At 71.2% G+C, this 18,130-nt stretch carries 17 protein-coding genes; 11 read left to right on the forward strand and 6 right to left on the reverse strand.

Annotated elements, in window-relative coordinates; genetic code table 11:
* Positions 1-24 precede the first annotated feature (24 nt).
* Positions 25-675: a TetR/AcrR family transcriptional regulator gene (locus tag ASG91_RS04350; RefSeq protein WP_056921406.1), complete on the reverse strand. Its 651-nt coding sequence runs from the start codon at positions 673-675 to the stop codon at positions 25-27.
* Positions 672-3,185, reverse strand: coding sequence for a beta-glucosidase (locus ASG91_RS04355; protein ID WP_056921407.1), 2,514 nt, complete (start codon positions 3,183-3,185; stop codon positions 672-674). Before ASG91_RS04355 ends, ASG91_RS04350 begins: the two co-directional genes overlap by 4 nt.
* 162 nt (positions 3,186-3,347) lie before the next feature.
* Between ASG91_RS04355 and ASG91_RS04360 the strand changes: the two genes are divergently transcribed.
* Together ASG91_RS04360 and ASG91_RS04365 are read left to right on the forward strand one after the other, a co-directional pair.
* A complete protein-coding gene (locus ASG91_RS04360) occupies positions 3,348-4,160 on the forward strand; it encodes a PIG-L family deacetylase (protein ID WP_056921408.1) in 813 nt (270 codons plus the stop codon).
* Complete coding sequence (locus ASG91_RS04365; protein WP_056921409.1) at positions 4,153-5,346, forward strand: MFS transporter; 1,194 nt, start codon at positions 4,153-4,155, stop codon at positions 5,344-5,346. Before ASG91_RS04360 ends, ASG91_RS04365 begins: the two co-directional genes overlap by 8 nt.
* Here the strand turns inward: ASG91_RS04365 and ASG91_RS04370 are convergent.
* Positions 5,333-6,022, reverse strand: coding sequence for a DNA alkylation repair protein (locus ASG91_RS04370; RefSeq protein WP_056921410.1), 690 nt, complete (start codon positions 6,020-6,022; stop codon positions 5,333-5,335). The two genes, ASG91_RS04365 and ASG91_RS04370, sit on opposite strands and share 14 nt — an antisense overlap.
* 94 nt (positions 6,023-6,116) lie before the next feature.
* Here ASG91_RS04370 and ASG91_RS04375 point away from each other — a divergent pair, with 94 nt between their 5' ends.
* A complete protein-coding gene (locus ASG91_RS04375; RefSeq protein WP_056921411.1) occupies positions 6,117-6,497 on the forward strand; it encodes a hypothetical protein in 381 nt (126 codons plus the stop codon).
* A gap of 43 nt (positions 6,498-6,540) precedes the next feature.
* On the opposite strand, the gene ASG91_RS04380 is transcribed toward ASG91_RS04375, so the two are convergent.
* The 3 genes from ASG91_RS04380 to ASG91_RS04390 all read right to left on the reverse strand — a co-directional run bounded on the left by ASG91_RS04380 (position 6,541) and on the right by ASG91_RS04390 (position 9,222).
* Positions 6,541-8,004, reverse strand: coding sequence for a DHA2 family efflux MFS transporter permease subunit (locus ASG91_RS04380; protein WP_082593903.1), 1,464 nt, complete (start codon positions 8,002-8,004; stop codon positions 6,541-6,543).
* 42 nt (positions 8,005-8,046) lie between these two features.
* On the reverse strand, positions 8,047-8,820 hold the full coding sequence (locus ASG91_RS04385) for a hypothetical protein (protein WP_056921412.1): 774 nt from the start codon (positions 8,818-8,820) through the stop codon (positions 8,047-8,049).
* A 129-nt stretch (positions 8,821-8,949) separates the two neighbouring features.
* Positions 8,950-9,222 (reverse strand): DUF2277 domain-containing protein, encoded by a 273-nt coding sequence (locus tag ASG91_RS04390; protein WP_056921413.1) that lies wholly within the window; start codon positions 9,220-9,222, stop codon positions 8,950-8,952.
* A 418-nt stretch (positions 9,223-9,640) separates the two neighbouring features.
* Between ASG91_RS04390 and dnaB the strand changes: the two genes are divergently transcribed.
* The 8 genes from dnaB to ASG91_RS04425 all read left to right on the forward strand — a co-directional run bounded on the left by dnaB (position 9,641) and on the right by ASG91_RS04425 (position 18,129).
* Positions 9,641-11,005: a replicative DNA helicase gene (dnaB, locus tag ASG91_RS04395; RefSeq protein ID WP_056921779.1), complete on the forward strand. Its 1,365-nt coding sequence runs from the start codon at positions 9,641-9,643 to the stop codon at positions 11,003-11,005.
* A gap of 90 nt (positions 11,006-11,095) precedes the next feature.
* Positions 11,096-11,809, forward strand: a complete 714-nt coding sequence (locus ASG91_RS04400; protein WP_157581661.1) for a hypothetical protein — start codon at positions 11,096-11,098, stop codon at positions 11,807-11,809.
* Positions 11,806-12,006: a hypothetical protein gene (locus ASG91_RS20970; protein WP_057376153.1), complete on the forward strand. Its 201-nt coding sequence runs from the start codon at positions 11,806-11,808 to the stop codon at positions 12,004-12,006. Before ASG91_RS04400 ends, ASG91_RS20970 begins: the two co-directional genes overlap by 4 nt.
* Positions 12,007-12,237: 231 nt before the next feature.
* Complete coding sequence (locus tag ASG91_RS04405; protein ID WP_082593904.1) at positions 12,238-13,851, forward strand: glycoside hydrolase family 32 protein; 1,614 nt, start codon at positions 12,238-12,240, stop codon at positions 13,849-13,851.
* Positions 13,848-15,179 (forward strand): ABC transporter substrate-binding protein, encoded by a 1,332-nt coding sequence (locus ASG91_RS04410; RefSeq protein WP_056921415.1) that lies wholly within the window; start codon positions 13,848-13,850, stop codon positions 15,177-15,179. Before ASG91_RS04405 ends, ASG91_RS04410 begins: the two co-directional genes overlap by 4 nt.
* A 54-nt stretch (positions 15,180-15,233) precedes the next feature.
* Positions 15,234-16,115: a carbohydrate ABC transporter permease gene (locus tag ASG91_RS04415; RefSeq protein WP_056921416.1), complete on the forward strand. Its 882-nt coding sequence runs from the start codon at positions 15,234-15,236 to the stop codon at positions 16,113-16,115.
* On the forward strand, positions 16,112-17,047 hold the full coding sequence (locus ASG91_RS04420) for a carbohydrate ABC transporter permease (RefSeq protein ID WP_082593905.1): 936 nt from the start codon (positions 16,112-16,114) through the stop codon (positions 17,045-17,047). Before ASG91_RS04415 ends, ASG91_RS04420 begins: the two co-directional genes overlap by 4 nt.
* Positions 17,044-18,129: a LacI family DNA-binding transcriptional regulator gene (locus tag ASG91_RS04425; RefSeq protein WP_082593906.1), complete on the forward strand. Its 1,086-nt coding sequence runs from the start codon at positions 17,044-17,046 to the stop codon at positions 18,127-18,129. The genes ASG91_RS04420 and ASG91_RS04425 overlap by 4 nt, the downstream gene beginning before the upstream one ends.
* Position 18,130 lies beyond the last annotated feature (1 nt).

An 18,130-nucleotide genomic window follows, 5' to 3' on the forward strand; every position in this document is an offset into this window, starting at 1 on the left:
GTCGTCGTCAGGGCGTCCAGCTCGTCAGGGCGTCCAGCGAGTGCGCACGCCCTCGACGAACGCGGCGAAGTCGCCGGCCATGTCGACCTCGTCGGGCCGCATCAACCACTGCACCTGCAGGCCGTCCGTCAGGGCGACCGCTTGCCGGGCCAGGCTGTCGGCCGGGACAGCAGGGTCGGCCGTGCCGTCCGCGACGGCCTCGCGCAGGGCCACGGCAAGGGCTTCGACGGCGCTGCGGTGGTGCTCGCCGAGCCAGCCGTGGCCCGGGTGGTCGGGCTCCACGGCCTCGCCCGCGAGGCTGGTGAAGAGCCGGACGAGGCCCTCGCGGTCGCTGTTCAGCCGGACCAGGCGGGTCATGTCGTCCCACACCTCCCAGCCGCGCGGGGCGCGGTCGCGGCCGGTGGCGAGCGTGGCCAGGTCGCGGACGTCGCGGGCGCGCAGCACCTCGGCGAGCAGCCCCTCCTTGCTGGGGAAGTGGTGCAGCAGACCGCTCTGCGACAGGCCCGACGCCTCGGCGACCGCCGTCATCGGGGTCGCGTGGAACCCGCGCTCGGCGAAGAGCTCCGCGGCCGCGGAGACGATCCGTTCGCGGGTGGCGGCGGTCGCCTCGGTGCCCGGACCGCGAGGGCGACCGCGACCCCGCCGAGCGGGCTGTCCGGTGTGCCTCGTGGTCACGCGAGCGGCAGCCGGAACCGGATGTCGCCGAGCCCACGGGCGACGAGCAGCTCGCCACCGTCGGCCAAGGACGCCCAGCCGTCGGCCGCGGTGTCCCAGCGACGCCACAGCCGCGGGTCGGTGGTCACCTCGACCGTGGCCGACTCCCCGGCCGCGACGTCGACGGTGGACCAGCCGACCAGTCGCACGGGCTGGTCGGCCTCGCTGGGCTGGAGGTAGACTTGGACCAGCTCCCGCGAGTCGCGACCGGCCGTGTTGCGCACCGCCACCGAGACGGTGGGGGACGCGTCGGCTCCGGAGCCGGTCAGCGCTGCCGCGGTGTAGTCCCAGGCGCCGTAGCCGTCGCCCGCACCGAGCCAGTGCGCAGGAGCGGCGGCTCGCCCGGCGTGGAAGCCGCGGTAGCCGACGAACGACCCGTCCGTGTAGTCGAGCTGGAGGTCGGTCGGCTCGACGGTCCACGCGGGCGCGGCCTCGTCGGCCGCCGGCCAGGTGGTGACCAACCGGCCGGCCGGCTCGCGGACGCCGAGCAGGGCGTCGGCGACGGCGTGGCCGCCTTCCTGTCCGGGCAGGCCCACCACCAGGATCGCGTCGACCTCGTCGGCCCACGGCATCAGCACCGGGGTCGCGGCGTTGACGACGACGACCGTCCGGGTGGCCGCCGCTGCGACGGCCCGGACCAGCGCGTCCTGCTCGCCGGGCAGCGCGAGCGTGGTCTTGTCGCTGCCCTCGGTCTCCTGCTCGGGGGTGAGCCCGACGACCACGACGGCGACGTCAGCAGCCTGTGCGGCCGCGGCGGCTGCGGCGAGCGTCTCGTCGACGGGAGCCGGCACCGGCGCGACGACGAGGGTCTTGGTGCCCATGCCCGAGGCGAGGATCTGCGACAGGGTGCTCAGCTTGCCGTCCGGACCCGGCACGGGCTCGGAACGGACCACGGTGAGCTCGGCCTCGACCAGCGCGCCGGCGGCGGCCTCGAGGTCGGCGGTCCAGACCGGCGGCTTGAACATCGCCTCGCCCGGGTCCGCCCCGCCGGACACCAGGTCGGCCCGGCCGATCTCGGTGCCGTCGACGCTGACCCGCCACGAGCCAGCCCCCTTGGCTCCCACGCGGACCCGCCCGCCCGTGACGAGGCGGGCACTGAGCCGCAGCTGCTCGGTCTGGCGGGGCAGGGTGTCGTCCCAACCCGTCGTGACCTCGGCGCCGTCGACGTGCTCCTCCAGCATGACCACGCCCTCGGCGTCCACGTGCTCGACCCGCATGCCGGGCTCGCCCGTCGACGGGTCCTGGATGGCCTCGAGCGCTGCGGGCAGCGGGCTCTCGCGCACGTCCACCCCGTCGACGACGACCAGTCGCTCACCGAGCTGCTCGCGCAGCCCGTCCGCGATGGAGACCTGGTGCGGAGGGTTGACCTGGGCCGAGCCGCCGCCCATGCACACGGTCTCGATGCCGTGCCGACCGATCAGGGCGACCGACCCTCCGGCCGCACCCGACCCGTCGGTCGTACCCCCCGCGAGCGGCAGGACACCGTCGGCGTTGCGCAGCACCACCATCCCGTCCGTCGCCAGCCGCCGCAGCTGGGCCCGGCGCTCCGGTGCGTCGGCGGCGAGCGAGTCGGTCGGCCAGCTGCGGTGCCCCTCGGTGGAGCCGGGGACGTCGAGGGCGCCGACGCGCTGCGCGAGCAGGAGCAGGCGGCACACGTGCTCGTCGATGACCGACTCGTCCACGGCACCCGCGCGGACGTCCGCCACCAGCGCCTCGCCCCAGGGCCCGTCAGGGCCGGGCATGACGAGGTCGAGACCGCCGAGGGCGGCGGGGGCCGAGGTCTTGGTCGCGAACCAGTCGCTCATCAGCAGGCCGTCCCAGCCCCACTCGTCCTTCACGACCTCGGTGTTGACGTGGACCTGCTCCGTGGCGGGCACGCCGTTGACGTCGTTGTAGGCGGCCATGATCGACCAGGGCTGCGACTCCTCGACCGCGATCTCGAACGGCAGGAGGTAGACCTCGCGCAGCACGTCCTCGGCCACGACGGAGTTCATGTTGTTGCGCAGCGTCTCGGACTCGTTGGCGACCAGGTGCTTGAGGCAGGCGCCGATTCCCTTGCCCTGCAAGCCCTTCACGTAGGCCGCGGCGAGCCGGCCGGTGAGCAGCGGGTCCTCGGAGTAGGCCTCGAACAGCCGGCCACCGAGCGGTGAACGGTGCAGGTTGATGGTGGGGCCCAGCACGACGTGGATCTGCTGGCGCTCGGCCTCCTCGGCGAGCATCTCGCCGACCTCGTGGGCGGTCTCCTCGCTCCAGGCGCTCGCGAGCAGGGTCGCGTTGGGGAAGAGCGCCACGTGGTCGCCACCGACGAACTTCAGCCCCCGGACGCCGGTGGGGCCGTCGGAGAAGGCCATCGGCGCCAGGCCGATCTCGTCCGCGCCGTGGAGGGTGAACGAGGTGGCGCCGGTCAGCAGCCGGACCTTGGTCTCGAGGTCGAGCTGGGCCACGAGGGGGGCGAAGTCGGTGGTGGTCACCGAGCCAGTGTCGGGAGCCGGGCCGCGGCGGGTAAATAGATAGGGCTAACTATTTCGCAGTCTGAGACGACCGAGGCCCCGCCCACCGCGCGTGCGGGGTATGCCGCGTGGTCAGGACGGCGTGGCGTGTCCCCCGTCGGACGTGGTTGGCATGATGGCGTCGTGTCCACGATCGTGTTCCTCCACGCCCACCCCGACGACGAGGCCTCGCAGACGGCCGGCGCGATGGCCCGCGCGGTCGCCGAGGGCCACCGCGTGGTCACCGTGTTCGCCACCAACGGTGACCACGGCGAGCTCCCCGCCGCGGGCCTGCCGGAGGGGGAGACGCTGGTCCACTGGCGCCGTCGCGAGGCCCAGGCCAGCGCCGACGCCCTGGGCGTGCAGCGGATCGCGTGGCTGGGCTACGCCGACTCGGGCATGACCGGCTGGGAGCAGAACACCCACGCCAACGCCTTCCACGGCGCCGACGTCGACGAGGCGGCCCGCCGCCTCGTGGCGATCCTCGACGAGGAGGACGCCGACGTCCTGGTGGGCTACGACTGGCACGGTGGCTACGGCCACCCCGACCACGTGAAGGTGCACCCGGTCGTGCACCGCGCGGCCGAGCTGGCGGCCCGTCGACCGCGGCTGCTCGAGTCCACGATGAACCGCGACATCGTCCGAGGCGTGTTCCAGGCCGCGGTGGCCGCCGGCGCCGGCGACCAGGCCTTCGACCCGGACAGCCCGATGGACGACGGCAACCCGCTCGGCACCCCCGAGGCCGAGATCACCTGGCAGGTCGACACCAGCGACTACCTGGCCCAGCGGCGCGCCTCCCTGGAGGCGCACCGGAGCCAGGCGACCGACATCGAGGGGATGCTCTCGATGCCCGAGGCGTTCTTCGCGGAGTTCTTCGGGCGCGAGCACTACCTCGAGCCCGGCGTCGACAAGGACGCGCACCCGACCATGCAGGTCGGCTGGCCGTTCGGTGACTGACCCGGCGCCGTCGCTCAGCCCCGGCGCCCTGCTGCGACTGCCCCAGGTCGCCCGCCTGCTCTTCTCGGCCTTGGTCGGGCGGCTGCCCAACGGCATGGTGCCGCTGGCCTTGGTGCTGTTCGCCCGGGACACCGGCAGCGGCTACGGGCGCGCGGGCCTGCTGACCGCGGCATACTCGCTCGGCTGCTGCCTGGGCGGACCGGCGCTCTCGCGGGTCATGGACCTGCGCGGGCAGCGCCCGGCACTGGTGCTCGGCGGGGTGGTCTCGTCACTGGCGCTCGCGGTGCTGCCGTGGGTGCCGTCCGGAGGCGCGCTGGTCGTCGCCCTCGTCGCCGGGCTGGCGACCCCACCGCTCGAGCCGGCGCTGCGCACCCTCTGGCCGTCGGTGCTGTCGCCGCGCCAGGTGCCTTCGGCGTTCGCGCTCGACGCGGCGGCCCAGGAGCTGATCTTCGTCCTCGGGCCGCTGGCGGTGCTGCTCGCCCAGGTCGCCGGGGACGGCGGTGGCCTCGTCGCCGCGGGTGTGGTCGGGCTGCTCGGCACGGTGTGGTTCGTGGCGTCGCGGGCGTCCGGCGCCTGGGTCCCGCCGGTCCACGAGGACCGCCACTGGCTGGGTCCGCTGCGCTCGCGCCGGCTGTGCGTCCTCTTCTCGGCCGTCATGTTGGTGGGGCTCACGGTCGGCGTGCCGGCCGTGGCGCTGGTCGCCTACACCGAGTCGATCGGTGACCGCGGGTTGGCGCCCTGGCTGGTGGCCGCCAACGCGCTGGGTGCGCTGGTCGGTGGGGTCGCCTACAGCCCGCGGGCCCCGCACCGCGACCCGCGCCGTGACCTCCTGCTCGGCCTCGGCGTCCTCGTCGTCACGTATGCCGCGTTGGCCGTGGTCCCGTCGAGCCCCTGGGTGATGGGGGTGCTCACCGTCGGCAGCGGCCTGGGCCTGCCTCCGGTGCTGACCTGTGTCTTCCAGCTCGTCGACCGGCTCGCCCCGCCCGGGACGACCACCGAGGCGTTCGCGTGGCTGATCTCGGCGTTCCTCGTCGGCTCCTCGGCCGGGGCGGCGGCGGCCGGCTCGCTGTCGGATGCCGGGCGGATCGCTGGGGCCTTCCTCGTGGCCGCGGCCGCGTCCCTGGCCGCGCTCGCGATCGCCCGCACGGTCGTCGGCCGCGGCGCCCCCGCCCTCAGAGGTGCTTGAGCGCCTCGCGCCGGCTCAGTCCGCTCAACCGACCGTCGTACTCGGCCACCGTCGCCCGCACCCAGTCGGGGTCGGTCCGCGCGTACTGCCGCAGCGCCCACCCGATCGCCTTGCGGATCCAGAAGCTGGGGTCCTCGAGGTTGGGTTCGATGGCGGCTCGCAGCAGGCCGAGGTCGGTGCGCTCCTTGAAGGTGAGCTGGCAGATGATCGACGTCCGTCGGAGCCACAGGTCCTCGTGCTCGATCCACTGCTCGACCCGTGGCGTGACCTCTTCCTTGTGGGACAACAGGATCGGGCCGATCCGGTTGCTCGCGACTTCGTCCACGTGGTCCCACCAGGCGCCGGTGACGACCAGGTGCTCGTACAGCCGGAGGGTGTCGGGGTCCTGCCACGCGCGGTAGGTGCGCTGCCCCGTGAGTGCCGTCGCGGCATACCTCTCCTCGCGGTGGGTGGCGCCGTCCCACAAGTCGCGCACTGCCCGCTCCCATTCCCCGCGCTCGGCGATCCGGTGGGCCGGGTCGGCCAGGATCGGGCGCAGCAGCGTCTTCAGCTCGGGTGCGGTGATGCCGCGGTACGGCATCTGCGACCTCATGTAGGCCTGCTGGGCGGCGGCCCGCTCGGGGTCGCCGGTCGCGGCGAGGGCGGCTCGGATCGCGGAGACGACGGGGTGTGTCACGCAGCCAGCATGCCGGTTGCCGCGTCACACTGTCGCGAGCTCACGTCGTCGCACCGTCGTGCCACCAGGTCGTCGCAGTCCTCAGGGGGAGTCCATGTCGCAGCCGAGCCAGCAACAAGTCCAGCCGCGGTCGAAGCCGCCCGTCGTGCGGCTGCCCACGTGGGTCAACGTCGTCCTCGTGCTGATCCTGTTCGCGGCGTGCAGTGCCGCCAACGACGACGACCAGTACGTCGACAACGGGGGCATCGCCAGCCAGGTGGTGAACCAGCTCCAGTCGCAGAACGGCTGGGGCACCCCAGAGGGGCCGGCCAGCGCCGCGGAGGTCGAGGACCTCTGCCGTCTCCTGGGCGCGGTGGCGGCGAAGCAGAAGGTGCCGCTCACCGTGATGAACCAGGACCAGCAGACCCGCTGCCGCGAGGTCGCCCAGGAGGCGGGCACGCCGACGCCGACCCCCACAGCGACGTCGACGCCCTGACCGCGCTGCGGCCAGGGCGTCGAGCAGGTGGATCGCTGGGACGTCAGTGCTGTGCCGGCGCGCTGTCGGTGGAGTGCGTGCGGACGGCGAGGGAGACGGCCACGACACCCAGCGCCAGCACCGCGCCCACCCCGAAACCCCAGCGCACACCGGTGCTCAACGCGTCGAGGGGAGTGGCGCCGCTGACGGTGGCTGACGCGGCCCGCCCGGCCATCACGCTGACGACGATCGCCGTGCCGGCTGCGGCGGCGACCTGCTGCAGCGACCCGAGGACCGCGCTCCCGTGGGCGTAGAGGTGTGGCGGCAGGACCGACAGCCCCGAGGTGAAGACGGGGGTGAAGATGAGGGCCAGCGAGGCCATCAGCGCGACGTAGTTGACCAGGAGCAGCCAGGGCGAGGTGTCGGTGCCGACGCGGCTGAAGAGCGCGAGCGTCGCCGCCATCACGATCGCGCCGGGGACCACGAGGCGCGGGGCGCCGAACCGGTCGTACGCGCGACCGACGACCGGGCCGAGCAGCCCCATCACGAGCCCGCCGGGCATCAGCAGGAGCCCTGTCACCAGGGTGCTGAGGTGCAGGACGTCCTGGAGGTAGAGGGGCAGCAGGATCATCGCGCCCATCATCGCCATGAAAGCCAGGCACATCACGCCGAGCGAGACGGCGAACGGGCGGAAGGTCAGGGTCCGCAGGTCGAGCAGCACCCCCGTGCCGCGCTGCAGCACGATCTGGCGGCGGACGAACGCGACGAGGGCGAGGACGCCGGTCGCCGTCACCACGGCCGGGGGGATGGTGTGGGTGGCGCGCGCCCCGTCCCCGAGTCCGCTGAGCCCGTAGACGAGGGCGCCGAAGCCGATCGCCGACAGCGCGACGCTGGGCAGGTCGATCCGGGTGCTGGTGGGTGCGCCGATGTTGACCAGCTCGCGCAGCCCCAGGGTGCCGACGACGCCCGCGATCGGCAGCACGACGGCGAAGATCAGCCGCCACGAGCCGAGCTCCAGCAGCAGGCCGGAGACGGCCGGCCCGAGCGCCGGCGCGACCGACATGACGAGGGTGACGTTGCCCATCACCTTGCCGCGCTCGGCCGGTGGCACCAGCGTCATCATGGTGGTCATCAGCAAGGGCATCATCACGGCGGTGCCACTGGCCTGCACGACGCGGGCGACGAGCAGGACGGTGAAGGTCGGTGCCAGGGTGGCGGCCGCGGTGCCGGTGAGGAACAGGCCCATCGCCAGCGCGTAGGCCGAGCGGGTGGTCACCCGCTGGAGGAACCAGCCGGTGGCCGGGATGACGACGGCCATGGTCAGCATGAACGCGGTCGACAGCCACTGGGCGCTCGTCGCCGGGACGGCGAAGTCGCGCATCAGCCGCGGAATGGCGTTGACCATGATCGTCTCGTTGAGGATGACCACGAACGTCGACAGCGTCAGGATCCGCATCACGAGGTTGACCTTGACCTCGGCTGCGACCTCGGCGGGCCGCTCCTCGGTGGTGCTCACGGTGTCAGTCATGGGATGTCCTCGGTGGTGTGTGGTGCTCTGGCGGTGGCCTGCTCAAACTGGCTTCATCGGGTTTGACCCGGGTCGCGGCCAGAACTCATCGCGACGCGCGACGAGGAGGGCACGGGTCTGCGCGAGGAGGACGTCCGGCCGGCCCGTCGGGCGCAGTCGTGGCGCGCCCGGGGGAGCGACCGGCAGGTCGGCCGCGGGGGCCAGTCGGTCGAGCAGGGCTCCCCCACGTCCGGCAGCCGAGGTGGGCACCCCGAGCCGCGGCCACAGGTCGCGGGCGAGCAGGCGCCCCTCGCGTCCGAGCAGTCCGTTGGCCTGGGCGCCGGCCCACACCAGTGCGCCCACGGCCGTGTCGTCGCGGCTGCTCCGGGCGAGCATCCCCGGGTCGGTGACGAGCACCGCCTCCCACAGGCGTCGCAACGCCGTGCCCAGCTCCTCGTCGTCGAAGACCTCGACCGCGAGGCGGTCGCACTCCGCGGCGACCGCCCGGGCCCGGTCGCTGAGCGCGGGTGCCAGGTCAGGCAGGGTGAGCGGGCGTGGCTCGAGGGGACTGTCGTCGAGGGCGAGCAGGGCCGCGCGCCCCCCGACCAGGGCCTCCAGCCAGCGCAGCTCGGCGTCGCGCTGCTCGGCCGCCGTGATCAGCGCCGCGGTCCGCCTGGCCCGGCCGCTCCCGACGCGCGGAGGGACGGGCGGCGCGACGTCAGCGCTCTCCTCCACCCAGTGGTCGGCCGGCAGCCCGTCGACCAGGACGAGGTGGGTGATGCGCGGACGGCGGTGGTCGGTCGCGGGGCCGGGTGAGTCACTGCTGGTTGAGTGCATCGCCCCACGATGGCAGCGCGCCGGTCACGCCCCTGGCGGATATCCACAGCCCTGCCATCGCCGCACGAGCCAGCCACGCGGCATACCCACGATCGGTATGCCGCGTGGCTCGGGCCGGCTGCGCGCGGCTCAGGCCGCGCCGTAGCGCGCCTGGGCGCGGGCGCGGGCCTTCGCGGCCTCGGTCTCGCGGTCCTTGGGCGGCGCGCTGGTGGTGAGGTGGTCGAGCAGGTGCTGGGTCGCGTGGGCGACCTCGGCCACCGCCTCGTCGAACGCCGCCTGGTTGGCAGCGCTCGGCTTGGTGCTGCCGCTGACCTTGCGGACGTACTGGAGGGCGGCGGCGCGAACCTCGTCCGAGGTGGCAGCCGGCTCGAAGTTGTGCAGTTGGCGGATGTTGCGGCACATGGCCTCAGGCTACGTCGCAGGGGTCGAGTGTGTCCTGCGTCATGTGGAAGACCACGGGCGTGGACACGCCCGAAACTTTCTTGGGTCCACACCCGGTGGATCAGGAAACCGCAGGTCAGGGCACCTGTGTCGGACGGACCGTCGCGAAATCCACAGGGTTATCCCCCGACTGTGCACAAGGGACCCGGGCGTTGCGCACACCTTGTCCCCAGCCTTTCCACAGGGCTGGTTTGAGCTGCGGGTCCGGCCGCCATACGTTGTGCCGAATACGGGTCCCGGTCGTGTCGGCGGAGGTTTGTCGGTGCCGACTGGTGTACTCGAATCACACAGGTGGAGTTCGTCGCCGGTGGCCGTCAGGCGGCGCAGGTGGCGTCGGTGAGTTTGTGACAGGGGAGTTGCCCGAGTGTCTCTTGCGGAGCTGAGCACGAGCGCGTTCGGCACTGGTGGCGATGGTCCGCCACCCAGTGACGAGCGGGTTCCGCCGCAGGACGTGCACGCCGAGCAGTCCGTCCTCGGCGGCATGCTCCTCTCCAAGGACGCCATCGCCGACTGCGTCGAGGGCCTGCGCGGCACCGACTTCTACCGGCCCGCCCACGAGCTGATCTACGACGCGATCCTCGACCTCTACGGGCGGGGCGAGCCCGCCGACGCGATCACCGTCTCCGACGAGCTGTCCAAGCGGGGCGACCTGCAGCGGGTGGGTGGCCAGGCCTACCTGCACACCCTGATCCAGGCGGTCCCCACCGCGGCCAATGCCGGCTACTACGCCGAGATCGTCAGCGAGCGGGCCGTGCTGCGCCGGCTGGTCGAGGCCGGCACGCGCATCGTGCAGCTCGGCTACCAGCAGGGCAACGGCGACGTCGAGGACATCGTCAACGCCGCCCAGGCCGAGGTCTACGCGGTCGCCGACAAGCGCGGCGGCGAGGACTACCACGTGCTCGGCGACATCCTCGAGGAGACCCTCAACGAGATCGAGGTGGCGGCCGGGCGCACCGACGAGATGATCGGGGTGCCCACCGGGTTCATCGAGCTCGACGAGCTGACCCACGGCCTGCACCCCGGCCAGATGATCGTCCTCGCGGCCAGGCCTGCCGTCGGCAAGTCGACGATGGGGCTCGACATCGCCCGGGCCGCGGCGATCAAGCACAAGATGGCGACCGCCGTCTTCTCGCTCGAGATGAGCCGCTCCGAGATCACCATGCGGGTGCTCTCGGCCGAGGCCCAGATCCAGCTCCAGGACCTACGCAAGGGCACCATCGGCGACGCCGGCTGGAAGAAGCTCGCGCGGATCATGGGGCAGATCACCGACTCTCCGTTGTTCATCGACGACTCACCGAACATGTCGCTGATGGAGATCCGCGCCAAGTGCCGGCGGCTCAAGCAGCAGCACAACCTCAAGCTGGTGGTGATCGACTACCTCCAGCTGATGAGCTCGGGCAAGAAGGTCGAGTCCCGCCAGCAGGAGGTCTCGGAGTTCTCGCGGGCCCTCAAGCTGCTCGCCAAGGAGCTCGAGGTCCCGGTGATCGCGATCAGCCAGCTGAACCGTGGTCCCGAGCAGCGCACCGACAAGCGGCCCCAGATGTCCGACTTGCGTGAATCGGGCTCGATCGAACAAGACGCGGACATGGTCATCCTGCTCCACCGCGACAAGGCCGACCCGGGTCGCGAGGGTGAGGCCGACGTGATCGTGGCCAAGCACCGTAACGGTCCGACCAAGGACATCGTGCTGGCCTTCCAGGGCCACTACTCCCGCTTCGCGAACATGGCCCGCGACGGCTTCTGATCGCCTCGGCGATTCGCGGGGCGGCCAACGCGTCGCGGCCCGGCTCGGCCGACCAGCGGGGAACTGGCAAAAGGCGAGACTCTCGTCTTCGTGACCATCGACAATGTCCCCGTGACCGTCGACCGCACTGATCGAGAGGAGCCTGCCCAGACGACTGGGGCCGGCTTCCCGCCGATGCAGCCGTTGTCGTGGTCCCAGCCCGAAGAGGCCCCGGTCGTGGACCGCAGCCGGTGGAGCCGCCGGACACACTACGTGCTCTTCGCGCTGTCCGGCCTGTGCGTCGCCCTGGCCAGCCTTGTGTTCTTCGCTGGGGACACCTACTTCGTGGTGGACCGGATCCTGCCGCCCGCGTTGTGGTTCATGGCCATCTGCACGTTGCTGAACATGGCGACGTCGTTCGATGAGCGCCGGGGTCAACCCAGCTGGGGACTGCGCACCCTCGTCGGCGTCGTGCTCCTGTGGGTCGCCTTCGGAGTGCATACGGTGTGGTCGGCCAACACCGAAGACCTGTCGAGCGTGCGTTCGCCGGACGGTCGGTTCACCGCAGTCGTCACCGAAGGCACCTCCACGATCGAGCCGACCTGGGACGTGACCGTGCACCAGAACGCGGGCCTGCTCTCCCGCAGGTGGGACGCTGGCTGCATCAGTCGCGACGACCCCGCCATCGCCAACGACAGCCTCGTGTGGGTCGACGACACGACCTTCGAGGTCCGCACCGACAGCGGGCAACAGCTGAGGGCCACCCTCGACAACACCGGACGCCCGCTCAGCCGGGTGACGAACGACGACGCCAGCTGCCCATGACCAGACGGAACCAGCGAACGCATCGCTTCCCGTGGCTAGAGGCGACCCTCTGGGTGCTCGACGGGAACCAGCGCGCTCGCCGGTTCTACGAGCATCACGGCTGGCGCTCCGACGGCGCGGCGAAGGTCGACTGGTGCGGCGACGTCCGTCTCGACGAGGTCCGCTACCGGCACTCGCTCGCGGCCGAGCCCGCGTGAGCAACCGTTCCACCGGTCGCCAGGCGGCCTGACCCCGCATCGCTGCGCGCCCCCCGGGAGTGGCGAGAGCCGGCGACGCCGTTGCCAAGGGAGGGTAACGAGGGTCGACGGAGGGAGTCGGCCATGGTCCCGAGAAAGTTTGGTTAAACGCTTGACCACGCCGCATCCCAGCCTCTACGGTCTGATCAAGCGTTTAACCAAGGCGCCGATCACGACGAAGTGAGGACCTCGATGGAACTGGGGACGACGACCGCGCCGGTGTTCTTCCGGCCGCGCGACGCCTGGGTGGGCGACGTCATCCCGTTCGAGCAGGATGGCCAGTTCTGGCTCTACTACCTCCTTGAGCGCCGCGCCGACCCGCCCACCGGAATGCCCTGGCACCTCGTCACCACCCGCGACCTGGTGACCCTCACCGACCACGGCCTGGCCCTGGCCACCGGCACCGAGCCGGACGCCGCCGACCACAACTGCTACACCGGCAGCATCGTCCAGGACGAGCAGGGCCGTCACCACCTCTTCTACACCGCCCAGAACCCGGACGTCCTCGGTGCCGACGGACTACCGCTCCAACTCGTCGCCCACGCCACCAGCGACGACGGCCAGACCACCTGGACCAAGCACCCCGAGCACACCTTCGGCGCCACGCCCGGCTACCAGCCGTCGGACTGGCGCGACCCGTTCGTCTTCCGCCACCCGGATGGCCGCTGGCACATGCTCCTCGCCGCCCGCCACCAGGACGGGCCCGAACGACGTCGAGGTGTCGTCGCCCGGTGCGTGTCCGACGACCTCGTGACCTGGGCGGCGGCCGAGCCGTTCTGGGACCCGCGTCGCTACATCACCCACGAGTGCCCCGAGGTGTTCCAGTGGGGGGAGTGGTGGTACCTCGTCTACTCCGAGTTCTCCGACCGCTTCGTCACCCGCTACCGCATGGCCCGCAGCCCCGAGGGGCCGTGGCAGGTGCCCGCCCACGACACCCTCGACGGGCGAGCCTGGTATGCCGCGAAATCCGCAGCGCGCGCCGGGCGCCGGTTCTTCTTCGGCTGGATCGCCAGCCGCGAGGGGCAGACCGATGATGGTCCGTGGCAGTGGGCCGGAAGCCTTTCGACCCTGGAGGCGCTGCAGCGCGAGGACGGCACCCTGGCCCTGCGTCCGCCGGCCGAGCTGGTCGACAGCTTCAGCGAGGACCGCTCCGCCCAGCTCGGCCTGGCCAAGGGTGTCCTCGAGGCCCCCGACTCCTACGCCGCGACCATCTCCGAGCACGCCACCCCGCGCCAGTTCCACACCAGGGTGGTGCTCGACGTCGAGGCCGGCACCCGGGAGTTCGGCCTGCTGCTTCGCTGTTCGGAGGACGGCGACACCGGCTACGTGCTGCGGCTCGAGCCGCACGCCTCACGGATGGTGCTCGACCGCTGGCCCCGCAAGTCGACCGGAGCCGCGCAGTGGCAGGTCTCCGGCGATGTCCCGCAGTTCCTCGAGCTCGAGCGCCCGGTCGACCTGGCACCGGGTCGGCACGTCCTCGAAGCCCTGGTCGACGACGACCTCGCCGTCTTCACCCTCGACGGCGCCGTGACCCTGAGCACGCCCCTCTACGACCACCGACGCGGACGCCTCGGTGTGTTCGTCGGCGAGGGACGACTCGAGGTGGTCGAGGCGAACCTCAGCCAACGCCCACCGGTCACCGATCTCACCCGCGCAGCCGAGCCCGGTCTGCCGGGCCACACCCTCACCGACAACTCGTACGCCACCGACGACACCGCCCTCCCCGACGCACCTGCTCTGCCCTCCCGTTTGACCACGACCGATCCCGGCGCCACGGGGTCCGCTGCACGAAGGAGTGCACCATGAAGAAGGTTTCGCTGCTGGCCGCTGCCGTAGGCACCGCGCTGGCCATGACCGCCTGTGCTGGGGGGTCGACCGGCGCCGCGCCGGGCGACGTCAACCCCACCGGGGCGATCAAGGCACGAGAGATCTCGTGGCTGCTGTCCCGTCCGGCCAACGGCTCCGTCATCACCGTGATGAAGGGCCTGGCCGACGAGTACGCCGCCACCCATCCGGGCTTCTCGCTGAAGTTCATCACGACGCCAGATCGCCCCTCCTACATCCAGAAGCTCGAGACCCTGGCGGCGGCCAAGAAGCTCCCCGAGTTCTTCGACACCGATGCCACGCCCTACGCCCAGAAGCTTGCCAAGCAGGGCCAGATGGTCGACGCCGAGAAGCTCCTCAAGGACATCGGTCTCGACCAGAGCTACCGCCCCTCGGCCCTGGCCTACCAGCGCTTCGACGACGGATCCCTCTACCTCCTGCCGTTCGAGTACGGCGCCGAGTACTTCTGGTACAACAAGGCGCTCTTCGCCAAGGCCGGTGTCGAGGTGCCCAAGACGCTCGACGACTTCCCCGCCGTGTGCGCCGCGCTCGCCAAGACGGGGGTTACGCCGATCGCGATGGCCGGCAAGGAGCAGTGGCCCCTGGAGCGCTGGATGGCCTACCAGCCGTTCCGACTCGAGGGACCGGCATACGTCGGGAAGCTCAAGAAGGGTGAGGCCAAGTTCAGCGACCCCGCAGGGGCCACCGCGGCGAAGTGGCTCGGTGAGCTCGGCACCTCCGGGTGCTTCCAGAAGGGCTTCTCCTCGGTCGGCTACACCGACGCCCAGAACCTGTTCACCTCCGGCAAGGCGGCGATCTACAACATGGGCACGTGGGAGCTGGGCAGCCTCGCCACCGACAAGCTCGACGCGGGGGTGCGCAACGACGTCGACTTCTTCACGCTGCCGACGGTCGCCGGTGCCAAGACCGCGGACAACGACTACGTCGCCCCGTCCGGAATCGGCATGGCGGTCAACACCAGGACCTACGACCCGCTGGTGCGCGACTTCCTCAAGTTCGCCCTCACGAAGTACCCGCAGCAGTACGCGGCCTCGGGTGCGCTGACCCCCACCACCACCGACGTGACCCTGCCGGCCAACGCAACTCCGTTGTACTCCAAGGCGATCTCGACAGCGGAGAAGGTCGGCGACGAGCTGGCGATGCCCTGGGACACCCAGCTCGACCCCACCACGAACACCCGCCTCCAGCAGGAGCTGGTGCTGCTCGTCCAGGGTGACGTGACTCCTGCGGAGTTCATCTCCACGATGGACACCACACTCGCCCAGAACGCGCCGAAGTACTTCAAGTAAGGCCGCAGTCGGTGGGCCGGGAGCTCCCGGCCCACCGACCCGGAAGGAGACCCCGTGCTTCCCTACCGCTCCCGGCTCTCAGTCGTCGGCTTCCTGCTCCCGCCCCTGCTCCTCTTCGGTGGCGCGGTGTTGCTGCCCATCGTGCAGTCGGTCTACCTGTCGCTCTTCTCGTGGGACGGGATCACCGACCGGGAGTTCGTCGGGCTGGAGAACTACCGGCACATGGTCGGCGGCGACCCGACGTTCTGGACGTCGTTCACCAACCAGCTCGGCTACCTGGCCGTCTGCCTCGTGCTGCAGCTCGGCGGAGCCCTCCTGGTGGCCTCGCTGCTGCTGACCATCACCAGGGGCCGCGAGGTCGTCAAGGTCCTCTACCTGCTCCCCGCAGTCATCTCGACGGTGGCGATCGGCCTACTCTTCCAACGGATCTACTCCTACGACCCGGTCGGGTTGCTCAACGGGGTCCTCGACGACCTCGGCCTCGGCTCGCTGAGCCGCCCATGGCTCTCGGACGTGCACACCGTCCTCGCGGCCGTGTCTGCACCGGAAGGCTGGCGGTTCGTGGGTCTCTACACGATCATCGTGTATGCCGCGTTGCTGGCGGTGCCGCGCGAGCTCGAGGAGGCTGCGCGCCTGGACGGCGCGAACGCGTGGCAGGTCTTCACGAAGATCCGGTTCCCGTACATCCGACCGGTCTGGGTGACGACGACGATCATGGCCACCACCTTCGCCCTGCGCGGGTTCGACATCCCCTACCTGCTCACCAACGGCGGGCCCGGCCAGGCGTCGGAGCTGGTGACGACCTACATGTACAAGACCGCCTTCACCAGCACGAACTACGGCTATGCCAGTGCGATGTCGGTCTTCATCGTCCTCGAGTGCCTGGTCGCGGTCGGCCTCATCTCCCTGCTGCTCAACCGGAAGGCCGTGCGATGACCTCCTCGCCCACCGACACGTTGCCCAAGCCGGCCCCGGCCCACGGCGGGCAGGTGCCTCCCTCGCGCCGTTCCCAGTCCAGGGTCCACGCCCGACGACGGCGTCCCCTCAAGCCGGCCCAGGTCGTCTCGAGGGTGCTGCTCGGCGCGTTGCTGGTCGTGCAGGTCTACCCGCTGGTCTGGATCCTCCTGACCGCCGTGCGCGACGACGCCGACTTCGCGTCACACGGCGCCTTCGGCCTGCCTCAGTCGTTCACGCTCGACAACTTCGCCCGGGCGTTCGAGCAGGGCGACCTCGGGCGCAACATCGTCAACAGCCTGGTCGTCACGCTCGGCGCCTCGGCGCTCATCGTCGTGTGCGGGATGATGGGCGCCTACGCCATCCAGGTCCTCGGGTTCCGCGGGAGCCGGGTGGTCCGCGCGCTGTTCCTCGTGGGCATCATCGTCCCGGTGCAGGTCGCCCTCGTCCCGCTCTTCGTCGACTACGCCAAGGTCGGCCTGCTGGACACGCACCTGTCGATGATCATCCCGCTCGCCGGCTTCTCGCTGCCGATGTCGCTCTACCTGTTCATGTCCTTCTTCCAGTACATCCCGCAGGAGATCTACGACGCCGCCTCGATCGACGGGGCCGGTCCGACGGCGATCTTCGCCCGGATCACGCTCCCCATGTCGGTCAACACGATCGTCACGGTCGTCATGATCAACAGCATCTTCATCTGGAACGACTTCGTCTTCGGCAACACCTTCGTGCTGTCGGAGGAGCTCAAGACGGTGCCGCTCGGGCTGCAGAACTACATCGGCGCGATGGGCAAGACCGACTGGACTGCGACCTTCGCGGCCGTGTGCGTCACGGTGACTCCGCTGTTGCTGGTGTTCCTCGTCCTCAACCGCGCCATGATGTACGGACTCGAGAGCGGAGCAACCAAGGGATGACTGAAGGGCGAGGCGCCACCGGGGCGTCCAGCGATGGCACGGCAGCCGCGTCGTCCCCTCGGGGCGGCGCGGCGCGCGTGACGCTGCGCGACGTCAGTCGGCTGGCCGGCGTCTCCACCACCACGGTGTCGCACGTCATCAACAACAAGGTGGGGGCCCGGATCGGCGACGACGCGCGCCGCCGGGTCCGCGAGGCGGTGGAGGCACTCGGCTACCGGCCCAACGCGACGGCGGCCAACCTCGTGAAGGGGCAGTCGAGCTTCATCGGGCTGGTCGCCGACTCGATCGCCACGACGCCCTTTGCCGGACAGATCATCCGCGGCGCCCAGGACGAGGCCTGGCGGCTCGGCTACACGCTGCTCATCGCCAACACCGAGGACAACGCCGACGCCGAGGCCGAGGCGTTGGGGATGATGCTGGCCCACCAGGTCAGGGGGATCCTCTTCTCGACCTGGTACCACCGTGAGGTGACCCTTCCGGCCGGGCTGAGCGAGGTGGACCACGTCCTGGTCAACTGCTACGCCAGCGACGGCGTCCGGGCGGTCGTGCCGGACGAGGTGGGCGGTGGCCGCGCCGCGACGGAGCTGCTCCTCGCGCAGGGACACCGGCGGATCGCGTTCCTCAACACGACGACGCCCTCCCCGGCTCGGCGCGGGCGCATCGCCGGGCACCGCGAGGCGATGGCTGTGGCGGGCATCGACGTGGACGACGAGCTGGTCATCGACACCGCTCCCGACCAGGAGGGCGGGTTCGTCGCGGGTCAGCGCCTGGCCGACCTCGGGGTCACGGGCGTCTGCTGCCACAACGACCGGGTCGCGATGGGGGTCTACGACGCGCTGCGCGAGCGCGGGCTGGCGGTGCCGGACGACGTGTCGGTGGTCGGTTTCGACAACCAGGAGGTGATCGCAGCCCACCTGCGGCCGCCCCTGTCGACCGTCGCCCTCCCGCACTACGAGCTGGGGGTGCAGGGCGTCCGACTCCTCATGGGGGTCGAGGACTTCCCGGCCGTGGGGCCGCTGCGGGTGGCCTGCCCGCCGATCGGTCGCTCGTCGGTGGCTCGGCCCCGGGTGGGGACAGCCTGAG

The organism is Phycicoccus sp. Soil802 (assembly GCF_001429605.1).
Classification (GTDB): domain Bacteria; phylum Actinomycetota; class Actinomycetes; order Actinomycetales; family Dermatophilaceae; genus Pedococcus.